Genomic DNA, 993 nt, shown 5'->3' with positions numbered 1-993 from the left:
CCACGTACTGGTATCGATATGAATTACGTATTCGGTAACGGTTTCGGAATTTATGCTAAAGCAGCTGCTGCAGTATTAGTAGGTTCTGCGAAGCACGGCTACAACTTTGACGTTTTCACTAGCGGTGCTGGCGAAGTATTTGACTTTAATATTAGCGGAAGCAGAACAGCCGTTGTTCCTGAACTAGAAGCTAAATTAGGTGCTAGCTATGATTACCCACTGGCGCAAGGTGATTTAGTATTGGATGCTGGATACATGTGGTTTGACTACATCCATGCATTAAATACAACTGTACTACCAGTAACAGCTACTGATTTTGCTGCTGCAGGCCCTTATTTTGGCTTGAAGTATATAGGAAACATTTAATTCGCTATCATTTAAGAAATTTAATTAATACTGTTGACTTTATTAAGGTCCGGTAAGATAATTGAGCAAGGTACGCTCTCGGTACAGAGCGAATATGCGTACCGTTGCTAACAATTTAAATTGGTAACGAACGGAAATAATAATAAAAAGTGGAGATAAGCATGTTAAATTTGAAAAAAACAGCGCTAGCTGTTCTTGCTTTAAGTAGCAGTGCAGTATTCGCTGGAACTATGGGTCCAGTTTGCACTCCAGGTAATGTGACTGTTCCCTGCCCGAGCAGTGCATGGAATGTTGGTGGTCAAGCTTTGGTATTACAAACAATGACTGATAATGACATTACTTTGGACTTGGGCATAGATACTACTCCTCCTGTCGTTGGCGGTTTTCTTCGTACTGATGTAGATGCTCAATGGAACTGGGGTTTCCAAATCGAAGGTTCTTATCATTTCAATACTGGAAATGACATTACTCTAACTTGGTATCATTTAGATACAAGCTGGAACAACAGCTCATTTACTCCTGATTTTGCACCAGATATCCTAGTTGGTTTTGGTAACAAAAACAGATGGGATGCAGTTAACGGTGAATTTGGCCAGTTTGTTGATGTGAGTGCCAACAAGAAAATCC

The 993-nt window shown here is 40.3% G+C and carries 2 protein-coding genes; both read left to right on the top strand.

The genetic code is table 11. The features are described from left to right. On the top strand, nucleotides 1–366 hold a 366-nt coding region (locus tag Lgra_RS04815; RefSeq protein ID WP_238584364.1), incomplete at its 5' end, for an Lpg1974 family pore-forming outer membrane protein. Between the two features lie 161 nt (nucleotides 367–527). Continuing rightward, on the top strand, nucleotides 528–993 hold a 466-nt coding region (locus Lgra_RS04810), incomplete at its 3' end, for an Lpg1974 family pore-forming outer membrane protein (RefSeq protein WP_238584363.1).

Origin of the sequence: Legionella gratiana (genome assembly GCF_001467695.1) — a bacterium.
Lineage (GTDB): Bacteria > Pseudomonadota > Gammaproteobacteria > Legionellales > Legionellaceae > Legionella > Legionella gratiana.
This window is presented reverse-complemented; position numbering and strand designations above follow the sequence as displayed.